Annotated in this window: 17 protein-coding genes; 6 read left to right on the forward strand and 11 right to left on the reverse strand. The window is 45.0% G+C overall.

From position 1 onward, the window contains the following. Window positions 1–63: 63 nt before the first annotated feature. On the reverse strand, window positions 64–882 hold the full coding sequence (locus U0R10_RS06590) for a sterol desaturase family protein (protein WP_377983165.1): 819 nt from the start codon (window positions 880–882) through the stop codon (window positions 64–66). An 81-nt stretch (window positions 883–963) separates the two neighbouring features. Here U0R10_RS06590 and U0R10_RS06595 point away from each other — a divergent pair, with 81 nt between their 5' ends. Both U0R10_RS06595 and U0R10_RS06600 read left to right on the forward strand, forming a co-directional pair. Then, window positions 964–3,021, forward strand: a complete 2,058-nt coding sequence (locus U0R10_RS06595; protein ID WP_377983166.1) for a glycoside hydrolase family 97 protein — start codon at window positions 964–966, stop codon at window positions 3,019–3,021. A gap of 76 nt (window positions 3,022–3,097) precedes the next feature. Then, entirely contained in the window at window positions 3,098–3,580 is a 483-nt protein-coding gene (locus tag U0R10_RS06600) for a GNAT family N-acetyltransferase (RefSeq protein ID WP_377983167.1), read from the forward strand. Here U0R10_RS06600 and U0R10_RS06605 read toward each other — a convergent pair. After that, entirely contained in the window at window positions 3,574–4,410 is an 837-nt protein-coding gene (locus tag U0R10_RS06605; RefSeq protein WP_377983168.1) for a DUF1684 domain-containing protein, read from the reverse strand. The two genes, U0R10_RS06600 and U0R10_RS06605, sit on opposite strands and share 7 nt — an antisense overlap. A 144-nt stretch (window positions 4,411–4,554) precedes the next feature. Here U0R10_RS06605 and U0R10_RS06610 point away from each other — a divergent pair, with 144 nt between their 5' ends. Beyond that, the gene (locus tag U0R10_RS06610; protein WP_377983169.1) at window positions 4,555–5,055 is read left to right on the forward strand and encodes a heme-binding domain-containing protein; all 501 of its coding nucleotides are present in this window, start codon (window positions 4,555–4,557) and stop codon (window positions 5,053–5,055) included. Here U0R10_RS06610 and U0R10_RS06615 read toward each other — a convergent pair. From U0R10_RS06615 to pdhA, 5 genes are all read right to left on the reverse strand, one after another. Then, on the reverse strand, window positions 5,052–5,630 hold the full coding sequence (locus tag U0R10_RS06615; protein ID WP_377983170.1) for a PepSY-associated TM helix domain-containing protein: 579 nt from the start codon (window positions 5,628–5,630) through the stop codon (window positions 5,052–5,054). The two genes, U0R10_RS06610 and U0R10_RS06615, sit on opposite strands and share 4 nt — an antisense overlap. A 2-nt stretch (window positions 5,631–5,632) precedes the next feature. Next, window positions 5,633–7,054: a DUF2271 domain-containing protein gene (locus U0R10_RS06620; RefSeq protein WP_377983171.1), complete on the reverse strand. Its 1,422-nt coding sequence runs from the start codon at window positions 7,052–7,054 to the stop codon at window positions 5,633–5,635. 170 nt (window positions 7,055–7,224) lie between these two features. Beyond that, complete coding sequence (locus tag U0R10_RS06625) at window positions 7,225–8,271, reverse strand: NAD(P)-dependent alcohol dehydrogenase (RefSeq protein ID WP_377983172.1); 1,047 nt, start codon at window positions 8,269–8,271, stop codon at window positions 7,225–7,227. Continuing rightward, entirely contained in the window at window positions 8,258–8,902 is a 645-nt protein-coding gene (locus tag U0R10_RS06630; RefSeq protein ID WP_377983173.1) for a DsbA family oxidoreductase, read from the reverse strand. The genes U0R10_RS06625 and U0R10_RS06630 overlap by 14 nt, the downstream gene beginning before the upstream one ends. Before the next feature lie 65 nt (window positions 8,903–8,967). Continuing rightward, window positions 8,968–9,978 (reverse strand): pyruvate dehydrogenase (acetyl-transferring) E1 component subunit alpha, encoded by a 1,011-nt coding sequence (gene pdhA / locus U0R10_RS06635; protein ID WP_377983174.1) that lies wholly within the window; start codon window positions 9,976–9,978, stop codon window positions 8,968–8,970. A 111-nt stretch (window positions 9,979–10,089) separates the two neighbouring features. Between pdhA and recF the strand changes: the two genes are divergently transcribed. Beyond that, window positions 10,090–11,187 carry a DNA replication/repair protein RecF gene (recF, locus tag U0R10_RS06640; RefSeq protein ID WP_377983175.1) on the forward strand — a complete coding sequence of 366 codons (1,098 nt, stop codon included), beginning with the start codon at window positions 10,090–10,092 and terminating at the stop codon, window positions 11,185–11,187. Here recF and U0R10_RS06645 read toward each other — a convergent pair. From U0R10_RS06645 to U0R10_RS06655, 3 genes are read right to left on the reverse strand one after another with little or no spacing between them, the layout of a single operon-like run. Continuing rightward, complete coding sequence (locus tag U0R10_RS06645) at window positions 11,162–12,331, reverse strand: glycosyltransferase (protein WP_377983176.1); 1,170 nt, start codon at window positions 12,329–12,331, stop codon at window positions 11,162–11,164. The two genes, recF and U0R10_RS06645, sit on opposite strands and share 26 nt — an antisense overlap. 50 nt (window positions 12,332–12,381) lie before the next feature. Further along, window positions 12,382–13,668, reverse strand: coding sequence for an amidohydrolase family protein (locus tag U0R10_RS06650; protein WP_377983177.1), 1,287 nt, complete (start codon window positions 13,666–13,668; stop codon window positions 12,382–12,384). Between the two features lie 11 nt (window positions 13,669–13,679). Beyond that, window positions 13,680–16,679, reverse strand: a complete 3,000-nt coding sequence (locus U0R10_RS06655) for an amidohydrolase family protein (protein WP_377983178.1) — start codon at window positions 16,677–16,679, stop codon at window positions 13,680–13,682. A gap of 100 nt (window positions 16,680–16,779) precedes the next feature. Here U0R10_RS06655 and U0R10_RS06660 point away from each other — a divergent pair, with 100 nt between their 5' ends. Beyond that, complete coding sequence (locus U0R10_RS06660; protein WP_377983179.1) at window positions 16,780–18,519, forward strand: T9SS type A sorting domain-containing protein; 1,740 nt, start codon at window positions 16,780–16,782, stop codon at window positions 18,517–18,519. 264 nt (window positions 18,520–18,783) lie between these two features. On the opposite strand, the gene U0R10_RS06665 is transcribed toward U0R10_RS06660, so the two are convergent. Further along, window positions 18,784–19,236, reverse strand: a complete 453-nt coding sequence (locus tag U0R10_RS06665) for a GNAT family N-acetyltransferase (RefSeq protein ID WP_377983180.1) — start codon at window positions 19,234–19,236, stop codon at window positions 18,784–18,786. A gap of 32 nt (window positions 19,237–19,268) precedes the next feature. On the opposite strand from U0R10_RS06665, the gene U0R10_RS06670 reads away from it, so the two are divergent. Next, window positions 19,269–19,862 (forward strand): hypothetical protein, encoded by a 594-nt coding sequence (locus tag U0R10_RS06670; protein ID WP_377983181.1) that lies wholly within the window; start codon window positions 19,269–19,271, stop codon window positions 19,860–19,862. Window positions 19,863–19,969: the final 107 nt, after the last annotated feature.

Below are 19,969 nucleotides of genomic sequence, written 5' to 3' on the forward strand. Positions count from 1 at the left end.
TTTTATTAGGGATTAAAAATCAGCACTAGAGGTATTAGGGTACAAATTTAGGAAATTAATGACTTAATCTGTCTTGATTGATTTATTAAAAGGTATGCCTATTTGAAATTTTAAATCAGAATCATTATTTAACGGTAATACATCGAGACCGTATTGAATTTGATCCGCAGGCATGTCATGATAAGTGCCAAAAATACGATCCCAAATCGAAAAGATATTGCCATAGTTTGTGTCGGTTTGAGGACGCACATAGTGATGGTGAATCTTGTGCATATTAGGAGACACAATCAACCAAGAGATTCCGCGATCCAACCAGGCGGGCAAATTGATGTTCGCATGATTAAACTGGGATAACAAGGCACTGGCACTTTGATAAACCATCACAAGCCACATGGGCGCACCACAAACAAAAATACCAATGATGGCAAAAATAGCCCGAAATACACTCTCACCTGGATGGTGACGATTTGCCGTAGTTGTATCCACCATCGTATCCGCATGGTGAATCATGTGAAATTTCCACAAAACTTTGATCTTGTGTTCGATGAGGTGGATTAGATAGGCGCCAACAAGATCTAATAAGAGTAAGCCAACCAGTGCAAAAAGCCACAAGGGCATTGGGAACCAATATAAGACACCAAATTGATTTGCAACTGCCCAGTCGCTCGCCTTAACTAAAGCGAAAGCAAAGGCAAAATTGATGATAACGGTAGTAAGTGTAAATAGGAGGTTAATCTTCGCGTGTTTCCACTTGACATATTTGAATTGGAATAAGGGGATGATCCCTTCAATTATCCAAAAAAATGCGATTCCGCCGGCTAAAATAAGGGCTCTATGTGAGCTAGGAATAGTATCGAAATAATGAGTCAATGATTCAAGCATAGGATTTAAGGGTATTTGTGCTCAATGTTAAAAATAATTTAGCGAAGATGGGTAAATTTGTGGCCTAAATTCTTCGATTTTATGTTGCGTAAACTGATAATAATATGTTTTTGTTTGGTGAGTGGTTTAGTGTCTGGCCAAAAAATCTTACCGATATTTTCTCCTAACCAACAATTGACCCTGCAAGTTAATCGGTCTTTGGATGGTCGTTTAACTTATCAAGTTTATTACAAATCGAAGGAAATTGTCGGGCTATCTTCGCTAGGTTTCGTGTTAAAAAAGCCAGCTGTATCGTTGCAAAATTTTACCTTGCTTGGGGTTGACACTTCTTCGCATAATTCAGTTTGGGCACCTGTGTACGGTGAGGAGCGTGAGATTCGTAACCAATACAAGGAGTTAATTGTCCATGGGCAGTCGGCTGAAATACGCGTTGATTTCATCTTTAGAGTGTTTAATGATGGCATTGGATTCCGATATCAATTTCCTGAGCAGACCGGGTTTCAGCATTTTATAATAGATGAGGAGTTAACACAATTCCAAATGACAGGTGACCACAATGCATTCTGGATTCCGGGAGATTATGACACCAATGAATATACTTACCAAAAAACGCATTTAAGTGAAATAGATGCCACGAAAGCAGCAGCTGCAGAAAAAGATATTGCGTTGACCGCGCTTATTGGACCTCATGCGGTGCAGAGTCCGCTGATGATGAAGTCGGCAGAAGGCATTTACATTAATATACATGAGGCGGCGCTTATCAATTATCCGGTGATGCATTTAGGCTTATCGGGCTTGACATTTACATCCTTATTAACACCTGATGCAGTGGGGAACAAAGCCTATTTACAAACTCCGTTTTCGACCCCTTGGCGTACAATTTTGATTTCAGATCGCGCGGAGGACATTTTAGCATCGCGTTTGATTTTGAATTTAAATGCCCCCACGGCTCTGACAGATGTATCGTGGATTAAGCCGCAAAAGTTTATGGGTATGTGGTGGGAGATGCATATTGGAAAGGCGAATTGGCCTTTGGCAGGAGGAAAACATGGCGCAAATACCGCGAATGTGAAACGTTACATTGATTTTGCTGCCAAACACGGTTTTGACGGTGTACTCGTTGAGGGCTGGAATAAAGGCTGGGAAGATTGGTTTGGAAATTGGAAAGAGGATGTTTTCGACTTTGTGAGTCCATATCCAGATTATAACATCGATTCTTTGTCGGCCTATGCACGCGCAAAAGGCCTTCGTTTAATCATGCACCATGAAACGTCGGGAGCAGTTACGAATTATGAGCGTCGCATGGCGGATGCGTACCAATATATGGTGGACAAAGGAATCAATACGGTCAAAACAGGGTATGTAGGCCGAATTATTCCGCGTGGCGAACATCATGATAGCCAATGGATGGTCAATCATTATGCTCGGGTGGCGGAAAAGGCGGCGGCATATAAATTGATGGTGGATTCGCACGAGTCTGCACACCCAACCGGCCTGCATCGGACGTATCCGAATTGGATGGCCTCAGAGGCGGCGCGTGGGTCAGAATTTAATAATGCACCGACGCTGGGAATTATACCAGAGCACACTACAATTTTGCCATTTACACGTTTGTTGGGTGGTCCAATGGATTACACGCCCGGTTTATTTCATATGTCGTTGAATCAATTTGATGCATCGCGTACGACGCGCGTGCGATCGACACTAGCAAAGCAGCTCGCCTTATATGTCACTATTTATAGTCCATTACAGATGGCGGCGGATTTGCCGGAGAACTACGAGGGGCATTTGGATGCTTTTCAGTTCATTAAGGATGTGGCGGTGGATTGGGATGAGAAGCGGGTTATCGCGGCGGAACCAGGAGAATTTGTGACAATTGCACGAAAGGCACGTGGGCGTTCCGACTGGTTTATTGGTTCCATCACGGATGAAAATGCACGCGAAATGACTGTTTCGTTGAATTTTCTTGATCCAGGCGCGCGGTATGAGGCGGTGATTTACCGCGATGCGGACACGGCAGATTTTGAAAAAAATCCCGAGGCTTATGTGATCACGAAATCGATTGTTACTCGCAACTCGAAATTATCTTTCCGTTTGCAGCGAGGTGGAGGATGTGCGGTAAGTTTGAAAAAATTGTAGAGGTGGTTGACCCTTCCAGGATCTCCGACCCCGGCAGCTTCTAAATTAAAGAGGTATCAAATAAGTTTCTAGATAAATGCAAATCCTTCATACAAATCGGCTTCAATTGCGCCCAATCGACATAAAAGATGCCGACTTTATGCTCCAACTGCTAAATTGCCCAGGCTTTATTCGCTTCATCGGAGATCGACAAGTGCGGACAATTGAATCATGTACTACCTACATAGAAAACATGTTGGCAAATCCCGACATTACCTATTGGGTTGTTCAATTAAAACATAATAAAACCCCGGTAGGTGTAGTGACTTGGGTAAAACGTGATTTTTTACCTTCTCCCGATTTAGGATATGCATTGCTGCCAGAATTTGAGGGAAATGGATATGCGTTTGAAGCTAGCAAGGAGTGGCTAGCCTATCAAAAGATAGAAAACGAACCTGTGTTAGCTATTTGTCAGGCCAACAATACCGCATCAATTAGGCTACTGAAAAAACTAGCGTTTGAATTGGAGTCAACCTTTGAAAAAGAAGGTCATCTCATGCATCGATATTCCTATCAATGATGCCCATTAAATTGCTCCCCAGCCCGTATAGCCACTTGTAGTTTATTTGCTGGCGTAGGTAATGGGCAAGTCGCAAATGGAGTAAATGCACAAGGCGGATTAAAGGCTTTATTGAAATCAATGACTACATTTCCATTCGAATCAGGCAATTTCGTGTAGATAAAACGCCCAGCGCCATAGGTCTCCACTTTATTCGTTTGATCACCAAAAACGATAAACAATTCCTCGCCCTCTTGGCTCGCCTCCAAAGCATACGTCTTGCCTTGAAGCTTAAACTCAACTTTTCCAGGAGAATCTTCTTGATAAGAGCGCCCCGTAACATCGATAATCGTGATTTTGCGCCCTTTCGTTGGGATGAATTTTCCAGTTATTCGCCAACTAGAATCTGTCTTGAAATGCGCTATTCCAGTGAACGCCTTTACATATTCACCTTCCAAATCTCGTAATCTAATCGCGAATTTTTCGCCTCGTTTAATGATAAACCAACGAAGTGTTTGATGAGCAACTATGACTGGTTTTTCAGCATAAGGATAAACCTGCAAGGTATCCTTTTGATGAACATAATAAACGTATTCTCCTATTTTAACTACCTGACCTAGAAAAGCATCAGCATGCTCTGCAGGAAAAACGAAATCGTTTTTCGCATCTCCACCGATCGTATTAACCCCTTCGTTTAACCAAAATAATCCCGCTAAATTCAACCAGCCATTTTCAGATTTCAAACTCTTCAAACGAGCCTGATGAAAGGCCTCTATTTCTTGTTGGTACGTATCCCCCACCCGAAATCCGAGTAGCATAAACCCCATGACCCATAGTATCAAAATCCGCATAAAGAATCGTTGAAAAGTGAACGCTTCCGGGGTCTGCGACCCCGGCGACAAGTATCAAAAGTCGAAATTTTGTATGATATTTCACAAACCACACCTCATTTTGTCAAAAACATGATAAATTGGAGCCATAAACATGTTAACCCTATGAAAAAAATCGCCCTAGCCATTATCGGCCTACTGATTATCATTCAATTCATCCATCCGGAACGGAATACAAGCAATGATAACACCTATGCAATTTCGAAGAAATACATCATTCCGGATCATGTGAATACGATTTTGACGAATGCATGTACCGACTGCCATTCAAATCAATCCACGTATCCTTGGTATTCAAATATTCAGCCGGTTGGCTTTGGGCTAAATCATCACATCGAAGAAGGTAAAGAACACTTGAACTTTTCGACCTTTTTAAAATTACCAATCGCCGTTCAAAATCATAAATTAGAAGAGGTCATTGAGACCGTGGAGGAAGGCGAAATGCCGATGCCGTCGTATACTTACTTGGGCTTGCACCCGAAAGCCAATTTAAGTGATGCAGAAAGAGGCCAATTAATTGCCTGGGCAAAAGCGCAGATGGATACGCTAAAAGCAACGTATCCAGCCGACAGCCTTAAAATGAAGCCTCGTCCAAAACGCGACTAAATGAAATAAAATAAGGCGATAGCCCCTATTCCTAAAACGAGCCAAAGCAACCCATTGGCTCGTTTTTTCTTGATAAATAATAAGAGAATCAACCCGGTTAGGGAGATTACCGTCATGAAAATGGCAGAAAAATCAATCACCCATTTCCAGCCCTGACCCGTATCTCGGCCCTTGTGTAGATCATTTGCCCAGGCAATTGCGCCCAATGAGCGCTCCGACAAATGAAATGTTCCCTTCGCTCGATCCACAAACACATCTGCTGTGTAACCTGGACCTTGGAATGAAATCGAACATTCCGTTTCATCGATTCGAAAATCATTTAACTGACCCTTCACGTGGTACGAAGCGCGCAGAAACTCGACAATTTCCAATTTTTTGACCTGAGCCGTATCTGCAGCATTTACCCAAGCCACGTTTAAGCGACCGTCTGCCTCCTGCAAAACCTCCTTCTCCGGAAACCAATCCAAGTGATTTAACGTCAATCCCGTCACCGAGAAAAACAGCACAATCACAAAACTGAACATGGACAAATAGATGTGCAACCATCTCGACCATTCGGCAAATACTCTTTTCATACTTATTTTGTTCGGTAAACTAAACTAGCGGCCGACAACTCTTCGTTGCCTGCAATGGCTTGCGTTTTGGCTTTGCCATCAAATTTCATGGATTGCTTCATCAATTGATACGTACCGTGCTCACGCGCCGCCTCGATATAAATCGTATAATTTCCCTGCTCGACAAATTGGCCTTGATCATTTTTACCATCCCAAACTAAAGAATAATCTCCTGCTGAACGTGTTGCCGATGTAATGGACATTAAGTCAATTGGTGACTCACGCTGCGCATCTGAGAACGAACGTAAATCAGGTAGCCACCGAGGCTTCCGGTACCAAAGCGCTAAACGACGCACAGGTTTATGATTCGCATCCTCTACCCATACTGCCACGTACGGCCGGCGCGCTCCACCTCCTAAATTAGCCAGTTGTATGTTGATTAATAATTCTTGGTTGGCCGTCCACAATTTCTCCTTCAAATTAACCATTGAAATCGATGTCTCAGGATTCGCTCCCGCCCAAGATTCACTCGCTATTTGCTCGCCATTTTTAGTGACAATTAAGTATTCAAGATCTTGATAATTCGCAGCTAGGTCCTTCGACTCCTCAACAGAAAGCACATTAAATGCCGTTGCCAAAGCCCCAGCAGTCACCGCATCTGGGTGAATCACCGTAGCGGATACCACATCTTGCGCAGGCATTCCCGACCGTGGATCCATGATGTGTGAGAACCATTGGCCATCCAGTGCCTCGCCTCGCCGGTAATTGCCACTCGTCGCAATTGATTTATTCTCTAGAGAAACAACTCCTAGCGAAGCACCATTTTCCGCATCCAAACGTGGATCACTCACACGAACCGGTTCCGTCCAATCCCCCTTCACCAAAATATCCCCTCCCACATTCAACACAAGGCCATTCACACCTGGCGAGGCCAAAGCCACAGCCGCAGCTTTTTCCATCACATAGCCTTTTGTAAATGTGTGTAAACGTAATTCTGCATCTGTTAAACGTGTCGCCGTTCCCTCACCTAAAGACCAATGCGCCTCATTCACATCTACGTTTCCTTCTTTCCAATGACGAGCAATTTCCTCTGAAGCTGCATTAATTGCTCCATCTGTTTTCGCATTCCATTCATCAAACAAATTCAACACCTCTGATATCTCATTGGAAACAGCTACTGCCTCGCCTTTTGAACTAGCCATCCAACGCGCAAATTCATTATGCGATCCCGCGCTACCTAAAATTTGTTGGAGCCGACTGATTTCTGCCAATACCTGAGCCTCCGCCTTTTCGGCTAACTCGAACGTCTGAGCTGCAATTTTCATGTCGAGCGAAGTACCTAATATATTTTCTAACTGGGTGGTTAAAACACCAGAAACGCTCGTGGCGTTTGCGTTTGGAACAGCAGCAAGAACAGCTGCCAGAGAACTTGTTATCGGATTCATATCTAGGCATTTAAAATGAGAAAGCCCAAAACTAAAGTTTAAGGCATCAAGTCAGCCTTAATTTAGACCAAATTTGAATTTTCGTATACGTGTGTCCTGTAAAATAGTGACGCTGCCGAAGTCTTGAACCCCGGCAGCTACAGCCGTAAACTCCGAATCTACCTGATAATTTACAGCGTCTTCATATCAATCACGAAACGATACTTCACGTCCGACTTGATTACCCGCTCATAGGCCTCATTCACAGCCGACATGGAAATCATCTCCACGTCCGACAAAATGCCGTGTTCAGCGCAGTAGTCCAACATCTCTTGTGTCTCAGCAATACCACCGATCATCGAACCTATAATACTCCGACGCTTTGAAATCAATTTCGCCGCCCCAAAAGCATTGTCCTCCGGCGGAATTCCCACCAATAACATCTTGCCTTCCACCGTCAATAAATCAAGAAACTTATTTAAATCATGCTTCGCAGCGACCGTATTTAAGATAAAATCAAATGACCCCGCCAGCGCCTTCATTTGCGCAGGATCTGTCGATAACGCAAAATGATCCGCTCCCAAAGCCCGTGCATCCGCCTCCTTTGACGGAGAAGTTGACAACATCGTTACCTCCGCCCCAAAAGACGCCGCAAATTTCACCGCCATGTGACCCAAGCCACCTAGCCCTAAAACAGCCACTTTATGACCCTTACCCACACCCGCAAAACGCAATGGCGAATACGTCGTAATGCCCGCACATAACAAAGGAGCCACACGTGCTAAATCCGCTTCATCAAAATTGACATGCAAGGCATATTTTTCATCAATCACATAATTCGACGAATATCCTCCAAAAGTCTGCGTCTTCCCATCCCGGTAATGATCATTGTACGTTGCCGTCATTCCCTCATCGCAATACTGCTCCTGACCCTTTTCACACGATGGACAAGTCCGACAAGAATCAACGAAAACGCCGACTCCCGCTGTTTGGCCTACTTTAAACTTCGTTACATGTGAACCAATCGCCACCACCTTACCCACAATCTCATGCCCCGGAACAATTGGGTAAATCGATGGCCCCCACTCACTACGTACCATGTGAATATCCGAATGACATACCCCACAATACATAATATCAATCTTCACATCATGCGGCCCAACCTCGCGACGTTCAAATGTAATCGGCGCAACAGGTGCCTCCGCGCTCGTAGCGCCATACCCTTTAACTTGCATCATGTAATGTTTGGTTTAATGTGTCTATAAAAACTTGAATAGGTTCCGCGCCAGATATGCCAAATTTCCGATCAAACACAAAAAATGGCACCCCACGAACCCCTAAATTTACTCCTTCTTGAATATCTTGACTGACCCGATAAGCGAGCTCCTCACTTGCAATCGCTGCGCGTACATCCGCAGCTGATAACCCAACCGATTCTCCCAGCGAAACCAGCTCCTCCACAGATGCCAAATCCCGACCCTCCGTGAAATAAGCCTTAAAAAACACCTCTTCTATTTCGTTATCCAATCCTTTTTCTTTGGCTAATTGAATCACCCGATGTGCATACAATGAATTTGCCACCACCGCCTTGTCAAACTGATAATCCAATCCCACTGCAGCTGCCATCTCGACCACACGATCATGCATTTGTACCGACTGCTCCATCGACCACCCTTTGCGCTCCGCTAAATAGGCATATACGCCCACGGGTGCGTCAAATTGCATGGGAATTTCCGGGTCCAACTGATAGCTTTTCCACGTAATATCCACCGCATCGCGGCCCTCAAAAGCCAAAAGCGCTTGCTCCAAATGCCGCTTGCCGATGTAGCAAAACGGACACATAATATCACTCCAAATCTCTATTTTCATAAGGCCCAAGTTACAAAAAAACCCCAGGCGTTTGGCCTAGGGTTTCAAAATATTCAGATTAAATCTTACTCCGCTACAAACGGGTAATCTTCTTGTACATATACATCTTTGTACGCCTCATCGGCAGTTGGGAAAGGAGATACCTCCGCAAAATCCACCGACTCTTGTACTTGGATTTTAATCTTCGCATCGATCGCATCTAAATCTGCTTGCGTAGCTAATCCATTTTCCAAAATACGCGCCTTCACTTGCTCGATAGGATCACGATCCTTGTACGTCTCAACCTCCTCTTTCGAACGGTATTTTTGTGGATCCGACATCGAGTGCCCCCGGTAACGATACGTTCTAAACTCTAAAAATGTAGGACCTTCCCCTGCACGTGCACGCGCCGCAGCACGAGATACTGCCTCGTGAACCGCTTCCACATCCATTGCATCTACCGGCTCAGATGGCATATCGTATGCCTCCCCGATAGTATATAATTCCGTCACATTGGACGTACGCGCTACCGACGTTCCCATCGCGTAACCGTTGTTTTCTACGACAAATATCGCAGGCAATTTCCACGTCATCGCCATGTTAAAAGCCTCGTGCAAAGCACCTTGACGCACCGCACCATCACCGAAATAGGTGATTGAAACATTACCTGTTTTCTTATATTTTTCAGCAAATGCCAAACCCGCACCTAACGGTATCTGCGCACCTACGATTCCATGGCCACCTACAAAACCAACTTCCTTATCGAAGATGTGCATCGAACCACCTTTACCTTTTGAAGCACCTGTGATTTTACCATATAACTCGGCCATAATCGCGTTTGGTGACGTACCTAAAGCCAAAGGAATCCCGTGGTCACGGTACGCAGTAATGTATTTATCGCCTTCAATCAAAGCAGATTTTGCACCTGATGAACACGCTTCTTGTCCGATATATAAGTGACAAAAACCTTTGATTTTTTGCATCCCGTACAACTGACCGCATTTCTCTTCGAACTTGCGTTGCAATTGCATCGACTCATACCAGTACATGTAGGTCTCTTTGGAATACTTCAGTGCTTGCGTTTCTTTCTTCGCCATCTTATTGATTGTATTTAAAATCGATGCGAAATTAAAACAAAAGCGCCACGCAGCCAAAAAATCGCGTATTATTCTTTATTTTTACAGCTTTCCGCCATTCGGATTCGCCCTATGTACCTAAAATCGTTACAGGTCAAACAGTTTAAGTCTTACGAAGAAGCCCAATTTGAATTCATTTCAAATATCAATTGCATCGTAGGCGAAAACGGAATCGGAAAAACCAACCTACTCGACGCGATTCATTTTCTTTCGCTGACCAAAAGTGCCCGCGGCGTAGCCGATCCCCTCTGCATCCGCCACGGCGATTCCTTTTTCATGGTTCAAGGTTCTTTCATCTTCCAAAAAGACGAACACATTCCCGAATCAGAAACGCAAATCACCTGCGCGGTTCAGAAAGGCCAAAAGAAAAGCCTACTGCGCGACCAGAAACCCTATACCCGCCTCGCCGATCACATCGGAAATTTTCCCATCGTACTCATGGATCCGCATGATACGGACCTGGTTCGCGACTCGAGCGATACCCGCAGGAGATTTTTTGATGGCGTCATGGCGCAGCTCGACCACACGTTTTTAGAGAATTTAATTCGGTATAATCGCATCGTCCAACAGCGCAATAGCCTGCTCAAACAATTTGCAGATTCCGGGCAAATCGATGAGGTCATGTTGGCCAGCTACCACGAACCGCTCGTCATTTTAGGCGAAGCAATCAATCAGGCACGAATCGAATTTTTGAGAGATTTTCTGCCCAGATTCCAAGCCCATTACGCGACGCTTTCCGACGATCGGGAGCAGGTGACGATAAGACTCATCTCAACGTTCGAAGCAGGAAAATTAGATGAGGCACTACTAAATTCAGAAAGGCAGGATTTGGCGGCCCAACGGACCACCGTCGGCATTCACCGCGATGATTTTGAATTTGATATTAATGAGTTCCCACTCAAAAAATATGGTTCGCAAGGCCAAACAAAAAGCTTTATTGTAGCCCTCAAGCTGGCACAATTCGACGCGCTAACCGCAGCCAAACCGCGAAAACCGCTTCTATTATTAGATGATATTTTTGATAAATTAGACGATCGCCGAATTCAACGATTGATCGAAATGATGGCAGAAGATCATTTTGGGCAGGTTTTCATTACCGATGCCCGTCCAGAACGGACAAAATCATTACTCAAAAATCTGCGCACTAAGATTCAATACATCGCGCTATAGTATCCCCAAACGTCTTTAACGAATTTTCCGCAGCAACTTGTTGGCACGCCACCTCATCCACCTCCAAACCCTCCGTTTGAATAACACGCAAGGCATTCCCCACAGCTAATGCATCCGTCGCATCAACCACCTTACCTAATCCACGCGACCGAATCATATCGCCAATCATCCCAAGCTCGGTTCCTAACATAGCCTTCTCAGCCATCGCTCCACGAACTAACACTGAACTCATACCCGTGTGACCTTGATATAACATCAGCACCACATTAGCTAACTCAAAACAGATCTGCACCTCTTGTGCCGGCAAATAGCCAAATAGCGTAATCACTTGCAAAGAAGGAAGTGCGGCAATTGCGGCTTGAATGCGTGGCAGATACGCTGGGGCAATCGGCCCAGCTAACACCAAACACATATTTTCGTGCTCTGATGGTGGGAGCTGTTTACAGCCATCTAAGAAAACTTCCATCCCTTTCCGATCATCCAAAAACCCAAAATTCAAATAGACCTTTTTGCCTACAGGAATGCCCTGTTTTATCCTCAACGCCTCTCGAACCTCGTCTGCTATCACATAGGATTTGATCGGATCACAAAGTGGCTCCACGCGGGCAGGACCTGCAATTTGTCGGATCGTGGGAACTAAAGATTGTACGAGGCAAAATAGACTGTGGATTTGGCCGGACTGAAGGGCGCGGGCCAACAGCCATTTTTTAAGCTTGGGATAAAAGCCGGGGGCATCCTCAAAAAAATCAGTACGGAAACTAATCCCTGAAACGGGTATCGGACTGCGTTTCCCTAGCCATGCAGCTAAAGGAAAATAATCGAAATACATCAAGAGGGCGTGTGTCGCTTGATGCGTGACAGCATAGGTCAACATTAAATCCCATTCCATAAACGAACGGCGGTAAATGTTGGTGGCATGCAAGCGCGCGATTTGATCCATCGGAATTCCCACAAACGTCACATTTGAACCCCAGACAAGCTGGTCGGCCATGCGGCGTGAGTCAAAATCTTCCTTGAATTTTTCGCCTGAAACCACGATTACGTCCACATCCATTCGACCGCTAAAATACCCAATCACATGCGTGAGGTAATCCGGGTGGTGGCCGTCCAAAATGGTATCAAAAAGAAGTAAGCGATGTTTCACAAGCAGTAGAAAAAAGCAGAGACGCTAAAAGCGCCTCTGCAAAATTAGTCTTACAGACCGTATTTATATTTGTATCGATTGAACAACTGCGTGTGCTTGTTGTCCAAATTGATCGCCCGACCTTGAATAAAGGCGTGGGTCACGATGCTTGATTTCATGTCCAACAAGTCTCCTGTTGAGATCACAATATTCGCGTCTTTCCCATTTTCTAAACTTCCTGTACGATCCGCAATCCCCAAAATTTTCGCCGGGTTAAGCGTGATGGCAGCTAAAGCTTCCTCTTTGGTTAGCCCATAGGTCGACATCGTTCCAGCCATAAATGGCAAATTACGGATTTGCGTATATCCATCGCCAGAATCTTGACAAATAGTGAATAAAACACCCGCTTTTTGGAGCTGAGCACCTGTTTTGTACGGTTGATCTACCGCGTCATCGTCTGTAGCTGGTAATGCATGTGGCTCATGTAAGATAACTGCGACATTATTGGCAGCTAAAATGTCCGCAATCATGTAGCTGTCCGTTCCTCCGGCAATGACTAATTTGAAGTTAAATTCTTTGGCAAAATCTACGGCCACAAGCATTTCCTTCACCAAGTCACAATGAACATATAAGGTTTTTGAACGATCAAATAAGCCACGCGTTGCCTCGAATTTCAAGTTGGTGGCAGCATGTGTCTTTTCTTGCAAATAGGCCTTAGCCTCACGGAAAAATACACGTGCTTGCTCAATCTTATCCAAACCTAATTTCACTGGATCTGAATCAGCACCACGTCTACGCATTTGCATCGGGCGATTGATCAAGGCCGGAAAAGTCATGTGCACACCATTATCTAGCGCATACGCAGCATCTTCCCAGTTCCAAGCATCCAATTGTACGACAGTCGACATACCAGAAATCATGCCTCCTTGCGGAACAATTTGGGCTAACAAAACGCCATTGGAACGTAGCGTATTGATGACTTTACTATCTGTATTATAGGCAACTATCGAACGAATGCTTGGATTCATTTCACCTAATTCGTCGAAGTCGGCAGTAGACTTGGTTGAGCTTACTTCCACCAAACCTAAATTGGTATTCGGCGCAATCACACCTGGATACACATGTTTTCCAGTTGCGTCAATACGCTCGACATCGCCTGTCACAGCACCTGTTTCAATTTTAATTTTCCCCTTTTCAATGCTTAGGGTTCCGTTTTCGATCACTTGGCCATTGCCTATGTGAAGCGTTCCGCCTGAGATCACAATCTTTTTAGTTTGTGCCGGCGAGGGATGCATGGTTTCTTGGGCGTTAAGTCCCAAGCTGGCCAACATCAATAATGCGAATATTTTCGTTTTCATATCTGTTTCTTTTAGTCGATGTTAACAAAACGGTGCGAGATACGCTCCCATAAACTGCGCTCGTGGTTGTGATCCTCTTCGCACATGTTTTCAGCTTTATACGAAGGAGTTGCTGGACGTGTTGCCATTCCTCCTTTTTTAGCCCCTAACATTTTCATCACCAAACGTTGTTTTTCAGCCTTCAATGCCTCTTGTAATTTGGCATCTTCTGCACGGTCAAAAACAACTGTTCCGTCTACGATCGTTTGTTCAGATTTGGCATAGATACTTAAAGGATGTGCTGACCACACAACTACGTCTGCATCTTTACCTTCTTTAATACTACCTACGCGATCAGCGACGTGTAACATTTTAGCTGGGTTTAACGTCACCATTTTCAAGGCGTCTTCTTCCGACATACCTGCGTACTTCACACTTTTCGCCGCTTCTTGATTTAAACGACGTGCCATTTCAGCATCATCTGAATTGATTGCCACGTTCACGCCATTCTTTTGCATCAAATAAGCGTTTTGTGGAATCGCATCGAGTACCTCCATTTTATAATTCCACCAGTCGGCAAACGTAGATCCATTGGCTCCGTGCGCCTTCATTTTATCGGCTACTTTGTAGCCTTCTAAAATATGTGTCAACGTATTTACGGTAAAGCCAAATTTGTCTGCCACCTTCAAAATCTGGTTGATTTCGCTTTGTACATACGAGTGGCATGTGATAAAGCGCTTCTTATTTAGAATTTCCAATAGCGTTTCTAATTCAAGGTCAATGCGCTTGCCTGGTCCTAATTTTTCGTAGTCACGGGCACGTGTGAACGCATCTGTCAGCACTTGCTCCACACCCATGCGGGTATCTGGGAAGCGGTTATTAGCCGTATTATAAGAACGTTTTACGTTTTCACCCAAAGCGAATTTGATAAACGGATCCCAATTGCCAAACTTCAAGTCTTCGGCATTTTTACCCCAACGGAATTTCAATAATTGCGTTTGGCCACCAATGGTGTTACAAGAGCCGTGCAAGATATGCGATGCGGTTACCCCACCGGATAGTTGGCGATAGATATCCACATCTTCTGGATCGATGACGTCAGCGATGCGCGCTTCAGCCGTTACGGATTGGGAACATTCGTTGATGCCTCCTGTCGCACCTACGTGCGAGTGTTCATCGATGATACCTGCCGTAACGTGTTTTCCGGTTCCGTCGATCACGCGAGCGGAAACGTCTTTCAAGCCTTTGCCGATAGCCGTGATTTTTCCTCCTTTTAATAGGACGTCAGTTCCAGCTAGGACACCTGATTTTTCGTTGGTCCAAACCGTCGCATTTTTGATCAAGATGGTCTCTTGTTTGGCGATGGTCTTTTTACCAAAACCCGTGAATGGAAAAACGACATCTCCAATCACTTCAGGTTTAGCTGGTTTTGCTTTTGCGCTGCTGTCTGCTGTTGCTGCAGCAGTACGTACCGCTTTCCATGAAATCCATTCGCCGGTGGCAAGCTGACCCGTTCCGCCGATGTCGGTGCCGTTCCAATTTCCAGATAAACGAGATTTTCCTGATTTATTGGTGAATGATAAATTCACTAAGGATTCCTTTTGGCTTAGATCTACTTGCGTCGTGTCTTTGGCGATCATAGTCACTTTGTAGCTGCCTGGGTTGCCTTTAATGACTAAGCTTTTTTCTTCTTTGCCGATTTGCAAGCGGTAAGTTCCGGCTAATGTATTCCAGTTGTCCGACTGGATAGCATACGATGCTCCTTGAATCCAGTTTTCGATAATCACTGATTTCTCGTTAAATATCGGACCGCTCGTAATAAGGAAGTTGGCCCATTTACCTGCGTCAAGCGTTCCTACTTGGTCAGCTACTTGTAAGATTTGAGCGGGCGTTTGCGTTAAGGCTTCTAGGGCTTTTTGCTCTGTTAAGCCGTATTGCATCGCTTTACGTACGTTTGCCAAAAAGCTAGATTGGTCTTTCAATCCATTAGATGTCAAAGCAAATGCAATCCCTGCTTTTTCGAATGCGCCTAGGTTGGTAGGTGCTAATTCCCAATGCTTCAGGTCGGCCACGTTCACAAAACGTGCGTCTGTTGGATCTTCTAAATCCATGGCTTGCGGGAAATTAAGTGGCAGGATGAATGTCGCTTTTGTCGACTTGATTTCGTCAATGCGCTGGTATTCGTTACCGCTACCTTTGATGATGTATTGCACGCCAAATTCGTCGCCAATTTTATCTGCGCGAAGTGCAGACCATTTGTCGTTGGTTTCAAAAATTTGTGGCAAGCTGCTGTTTGCGTTAAAACTTTGCAAGCTTAGGTTTAGGCCTTCTTGCACGGGTTTGGTTTTATACCAGGTTGCGTCTAAGTATTGTTGGCGCAATAAAGCGATGCTACCCATCAACGAACTTGGATAATCTTGCGTGGAAGTTCCTTTGTCGAAAGAGAATTGCGCGGCAGCATGTTCTTTTAGGATGACCAGGTTTTCTTTTTCTTTGGCAAGCGAAACAAAAACGGAAGTTCCGCGGGAGATGCCGTCCATTTGGTGTGAGGCAACTGAGCCAAAACCAATTTTACGAAGGTCTTTCGCTTTGGAATCGTCTACGTTGAATAGTTTCGCGTGACTGAGTTCTGATTTAAGCGCTTGGTTCCAGCTGTAGGGGCCTTGCGTTTTGCTAATCATTTGGGATGGCGATCGGTAAGATGAGCCGCCACCTTGTGGAGCGTCAAAACCGTAATCGCTGTATGCATCGATGAATGATGGATACAAAAATTTGCCTTGGCAGTTGATGATGACCGCTTCTTTAGGGATGGGTAGGTTCGTACCTACTGCTTCAATTTTGCCTTGTTTCACTAAAAGTGTCGCGTTCGTCAGTGTGGTTTTGGCATCTTTGACGATGGTTGCGTTTGTGAAGGCATAATATCCCGAGCGGGGATTTGCGATATCGTTCGCCGGATATGTTTGTTGGGCGATGAGGGGGCTAGTGACACAAAGTAATATGAATGCAAGCCACCTGAGTGTAAATTTGTACATAGATTCAGGTTCATTTGTTGAGCGAACAAGATAAATATAAATTGGCTAATTTTCTGAAATATTGTAAATTGAGCCTTTAAAAAATTGATTTTCCCTGCGCATGCGTCTGAAATTAAGTGTAGTATTTATGGTTTTGTTGGGCAGCTTCTTTGCTGTTCAAGCGCAGAAGATTGGCGACATTACGTTTAATAAACTCCCACAAGATTTCCAGTTGGTTCCACGCGAGTTAACAAACTTGGCGGCGGTACCCGTATCGGGTGCGGTGACGAATCCGGCGGTGACAGGCGTGAGTGTAAGAGTCTTACGAAATGGTGCTTTGTTTGCTTATGCCAAACCTGCGCTTTCAGCTTCAAAATTTTCTTCATCATTTTCCATTCGGGCGGAGTTGGCCGAATACGATGTGGAAGTTTATGCGTTTAAGGGGGTTGATTCGAGTTTGGTGGTTCGTAGAAAATCGGTGGTTGCGGGAGATGTATATTATGTGACGGGGCAGTCGAATGCTTGGATTGGGCCGATTGATGATTTGGTATATCAGGGAACGTGGGTGCGATCGTTTGGGTTGGTTCAGGCCAATGATAATTATGGGCCATATGTTTTGGCGGATACACTTTGGTCGTTGCCGGTGGGCAAGGCGCGGATTGGTCCGTGGGCGGCTGAGATTGCGAAGCAATTATTTGAGTCGGAGAAGATTCCGATGGCATTTATTAATTCGGCAGCGGGGGGATCGTACATCGACTTTCATTTGATTTTGAGTGGAAATACAACGCCTCCGATTACGGGTGGCGACATTATGTATTACAAAGCGTTGAAGTCCGGTACGATATCTAAAGTGCGTGGAATTATATTTAGGCAGGGAGAAGGCGAGGTAGCGTATGAGGCGGGGACGCCTAATTTATGGACGACTAAATTTTTGGCGATAAAGGATAAGTGGAAGAAATATTTCCCTTCGGTGGAACGGATATTTCTACCCCAATTGAATATTTATGAGTTTAGGTATGATCGGGCGGCGGTGATTCGGGAGGACCAGCGCAGATTGCATGCACAGGATCCTTTAGTGAAGGGATATGCGACCGTGGGTACATTGGGTTTTGACCGTATACATTATACGAATCCCGGATATCGTTCATCGGGGCAGGAGCTTGCGCGCATTATGTTGAAGGAGTTGTATGGCCGGCCATTATCTCCTCAAGTGTATAGCCCAAATATTCAGCGGGCATATTTTAATTCGAAGTCGGAGCGCAACAAAGTTTATTTGGAATTTGAGGAGGGCCAGGAGATGGTGGCGACCTTGGATACCGCGGTGTTGGATGAGGCGGGAGTGTTGCAGAAGCGGACATTGGCACAAAATTTCTTTTATGATGAGTTGAATGCCAAATCGATGGGGCCATTTATCACCAAAATTGAGGTAGAGGGGCGCAAGGTGATTTTGACATTTAATGTGCAGTATGATCGAAATGTGATTTCGTATTTACCAGATTATCACCGGGACTTTGATGCGAAGACGAAGATATTCCCGTTTGCGGGGCCATTTTTGAAAAATAAAATGGGGATGCGGGCTTTTGGATTTTCGGGTTTCCCGATTGTCTATAAGGATGGGCAGTTTATTGAGTATGGACTATTCCCCAATCCAGCGAAAGATCAGGTGACCTTGCAGTGGTCGAATTTTGTGGATGGGGTGCTGGACGTGTATAGCATGTCGGGATTAAAGATTTATTCACAGGTCATTGAGGGCGTTAAATCAGCGCAATTCCCGGTCTCTTCGTGGGCGCGGGGTAATTATTTTGTTCAGTTTACGGGATTGGATGGGAGTAAGGTCACGAAACGATTGGCGGTAAATTAATTAGTCCGAAGTCCGAAGGGAAAGAGTCCGAAGTAGAGACGCGTGATACCTCGCGTCTTCAGACCGAGGAAAGAGTCCGGAGTAGAGACGCGATACTTCGCATCTTCAGACCGAAGGTAAGGAGTCCGGTGGGACTAGTTCAAATTAAAAATTCCAAACAAATCGTATACAAAGTCACCTAATTAAGACGCGAGGTATTGCGTCTCTACTATACTATTTCCTTCGGACTAATGACTTCGGACTACAAGTCTCTAGGCCTGTGGACTAAAGACTTGTATAACACCCCCTCCTTTCCACCATCCCGATCTTGGGATAATAATCCATGGCTTTCGGAGCAGCAACTAGGATAATTTTTGCGTTGGGAGTATGCGCTTTCATTGCGTCAATTAAGGCTTTTCCGATGCCTTGGTGCTGGTAGGCTTCGTCTACGGCTAAATCAGCGAGGTAGGTTGTGTAGGAAAAATCGGTCATAGCGCGGGCGAGGCCCACGAGCCTTTCGCAGTCATAGGCGCCGATGTAGGCATTAGCATGGTCCAACATTAATTGCATGGCTTCTAAATCATGTAGAGGTCTCCGTTCGCCAAGGGTTGATTTATCCAAGATGTTGATAAAATCAGTCAAGCTGAGACTAGGATTGATGCGGTATTCGATAGCCATTATAGGATTAAATAAGGTTTCTATTTCAAATTTAGGAGGTTTGTTGACATGTCCCTCCATCGCTCGGTATATTCGTGACTAAAATTAAGCCCATGATCGCCGAAAAGTTTGCTAAAATCACGTCCGATGCCTTTACGCATGCCAAATTTTTGAACACGCTTTCCTACATGGAAAATGTGGGGGCGAAGAAAATTTCCAAATTTGAGCCAAAAACGGAGGTCAGTTTAATCGTGTTGAAACATGCGGCAGAGGAGCACCGACATGCCTATTATTTGAAGAAGCAAATAAGCAAGCTATGGCCAACGGGCTTTGAAACCTATGCAGATAACTGGTTATTGAGTCCACAAAATTCGCGGCATTACTTAGATATGTTGGACGTGCGTGTCTGTCAATATGCCAAAAAGGTACTCGGCCTATCCGGCGCTGATGTCAAATGGGCCGCCTATTTATTGGTCACGTATGCCATCGAGGTTCGAGCGGATATGCTCTACCCGATCTATCAAAAAATCTTAACAGAGATTGGATCCAAGGTGCAAGTCAAATCCATCATCGTGGAGGAGGAAGGGCATTTAGAAGAAATGATTGTGCAATTGAGGGAGTTCTCGCCTGATTGGGAAAAACATGCTGCGGCAGCTTGTGCTTTTGAGGCGGAATTGTTCGAAGGCTGGATTGCGAAAATCGCTTAGCGACTAGGCTGAGTCACTGATTTTTTGGGGAGCCTTATCTTTGGGCTCCCCTTATTTTTGGCCCCCTACTTACCTTTGGCAATCCTCCAAGGTTTGCCAAAGGTAGG

This window comes from Aquirufa avitistagni (assembly GCF_042715545.1).
Taxonomy (GTDB): Bacteria; Bacteroidota; Bacteroidia; order Cytophagales; family Spirosomataceae; genus Aquirufa; species Aquirufa avitistagni.